The 2,191-nt window shown below is 38.9% G+C and carries 4 protein-coding genes and 2 pseudogenes; 5 read left to right on the forward strand and 1 reads right to left on the reverse strand.

Features of this window, described 5'->3' with window-relative positions:
* Positions 1-187: pseudogene (locus tag PX636_RS16825) on the forward strand (adenine-specific methyltransferase EcoRI family protein); the annotation flags it as partial.
* Here the strand turns inward: PX636_RS16825 and PX636_RS16830 are convergent.
* Entirely contained in the window at positions 149-448 is a 300-nt protein-coding gene (locus PX636_RS16830) for a hypothetical protein (protein ID WP_231859744.1), read from the reverse strand. The pseudogene PX636_RS16825 and the gene PX636_RS16830 overlap by 39 nt on opposite strands.
* A 6-nt stretch (positions 449-454) precedes the next feature.
* Between PX636_RS16830 and PX636_RS16835 the strand changes: the two genes are divergently transcribed.
* The 4 genes and pseudogenes from PX636_RS16835 to PX636_RS16850 all read left to right on the forward strand — a co-directional run bounded on the left by PX636_RS16835 (position 455) and on the right by PX636_RS16850 (position 1,540).
* The gene (locus tag PX636_RS16835) at positions 455-682 is read left to right on the forward strand and encodes a type II toxin-antitoxin system HicA family toxin (protein ID WP_002744562.1); all 228 of its coding nucleotides are present in this window, start codon (positions 455-457) and stop codon (positions 680-682) included.
* Positions 683-684: 2 nt separating this feature from the next.
* The gene (locus PX636_RS16840; protein ID WP_002795684.1) at positions 685-906 is read left to right on the forward strand and encodes a type II toxin-antitoxin system HicB family antitoxin; all 222 of its coding nucleotides are present in this window, start codon (positions 685-687) and stop codon (positions 904-906) included.
* A 163-nt stretch (positions 907-1,069) separates the two neighbouring features.
* Complete coding sequence (locus PX636_RS16845; RefSeq protein ID WP_002795682.1) at positions 1,070-1,324, forward strand: hypothetical protein; 255 nt, start codon at positions 1,070-1,072, stop codon at positions 1,322-1,324.
* Positions 1,325-1,358: 34 nt separating this feature from the next.
* Positions 1,359-1,540, forward strand: a pseudogene (locus PX636_RS16850) (Txe/YoeB family addiction module toxin).
* Positions 1,541-2,191: the final 651 nt, after the last annotated feature.

Below are 2,191 nucleotides of genomic sequence, written 5' to 3' on the forward strand. Positions count from 1 at the left end.
AACATTTTTACATAAATTCAATCCCGACCAATTTGAAATAATTAAATTCAGGAAAGGGAATGATGATAAAGATTTATCAGTAAATGGAAAATGTCCGTATTTTAGAATACTAATCAAGAATAAACGAATACAAACTGAATATATTGATTTAACTGACAAAGAAAAACAATGTATAACTCAGTCCTAGGGTGCGTTCCCTAATGCAAGTCCTACTACTCCAGCGATCGATTTTGGAGAACGCACCATGCACATTGATTGCAGCTGTGAGTCTAAGTGCGATGCCGAAGAACGTAGTGCGATCGCCGTCATCTTCTTGATTAATGTTTAAAACTGCCATTGCTTGGGATAGGAACGCAGAGGGCGATCGCTTTTTGGGGATGAGGAGGGGAAAATAGCGATCATCTTGGGTTAAAATGGATTTTTGCTCAAGCTCATTGTTGAATGGCATTCACTCGTGTCTAAAAGGGATAAACTACTAGAACTACTGAAGAATAGTCCTAATAACGCAAGATTCAACGATATTTGTCAACTGCTAGAATTAGAAGGGTTTTCCCTTGATCGAATTACAGGTAGCCATCACATTTTTAAAAGAAATGATATTATTTTGGTCATACCTGTTCATAATAAAAAAGTAAAATCTGTTTATATTCGTCGAGTTCTTGAAATTATCGGAGATAACTAAAGATGAATTATCCAATTATTATTTATCCCTGTGAAGAAGGCGGTTTTGTCGCTGAAATTCCAGCACTATCTGGCTGTTTGGCTCAGGGTGAAACCTTAGAAGAAACCCTACAAGAATTACTGATAGTAAAAGATTTATGGTTAGAAACAGCCCAAAAATATAATCAAAAACTTCCCAACTTAGAAACAGAGATAGCGAAAATCAAAGCATTAAGCACTGTATAGAGCAATTTTGGGGGAATGGCGATCGCTTTTTGATGAAGAGGGGCGATCGCTTTTGGAGGGATCAATTTTTGGGGAATGGCGATCACTTTTTTTTCATCAGTGCTAACTCATGCTGATTTTGATATAATAGCCATAATTGTTTGACATCTTAAGAGAAAAAATCATGATTAGAGCGATTAAACAGAAAGGAATTGTTGGCAGAGAAGGAAAAATAGAGCTTTATTCTGCGGAACTAGAAGAAGGAACAGATGTGGATATTATTATTTTAGTATCTGATTCTGAACCCGATACAACCGAATATCTTCTTTCAACAGAAGCCAATCAGCGTCAATTATCCGAAGCTATTGACAGAATAGAAAAGAAAGAAAACTTAGTGACAATTACCACAAAAGAATGGCGTGAAAAATATAGTATTTGATCCGAAAGCTTTTAAATAATTCAATGAATGGGCGATAGAAGACAAAAAACTCTATAAAAAATCCTTGATTTAATTGATGATATATTGCGCCATCCCTTCTCTGGAATCGGCAAACCCGAACCCTTAAAACATCAACTCAAGGGTTATTGGTCAAGACGTATTAATGATGAACATCGCTTAGTTTATAAAATTACAGCCGTAGGGTGCGTTCCCTAATGCAAGTCTTATTGCTCCAGCGATCGATTTTGGGGAACGCACCATGCACATTGATTGCAGCTGTGAGTCTAAGTGCGATGCCGAAGGCACTGCGTAGCAGTACGCCGATCTTGTAGGCTGTGTTAATGAGATGTAAAGCCCCTGACTTTGGCTTGATCTATTCGGAGCTTTTTCCAATGGGTTACAATGCCAATAAATAGGGTTTGCGGCAAAAAGTTTATTGGTGGGGTTAGGAGTCAGGAGTCAGGAGTCGGGAGGGGAAGAAAAAGATGAACGTAGCGACTGTTTCAGTGCCTACTCGCTACAAGGAGCAGGCGCCAAGCAGAAGTGTTTAGCCCACCTAGAACGAGAATTAAAAGCTCTCTGACAGAGTCGCTTTCAGGGCAATCGGGATTTTGCCCGCCAAGTGCAATCAGTATTATGGCAAGCTCGACTTGCTTATCAGAATTATCAAGAAGGAAAACGGCTCTTCGGTTTGTGTTATGCAATGGACGGGGGTTATAAGGGATGGAACCCTTATAGAGAAAGGCACTTAGCGATTTTTGTCAATTGTTTTTGCTCTAGAGCCAACTAATCAATTAAGTCTCTTACCAGATAAGGATTTAGTCGATTTATGCCCCCCTATCGAACCATACCAAGTAACGAAGAACC

Origin of the sequence: Microcystis sp. M53598_WE2, assembly GCF_030067735.1 — a bacterium.
Lineage (GTDB): Bacteria > Cyanobacteriota > Cyanobacteriia > Cyanobacteriales > Microcystaceae > Microcystis > Microcystis aeruginosa.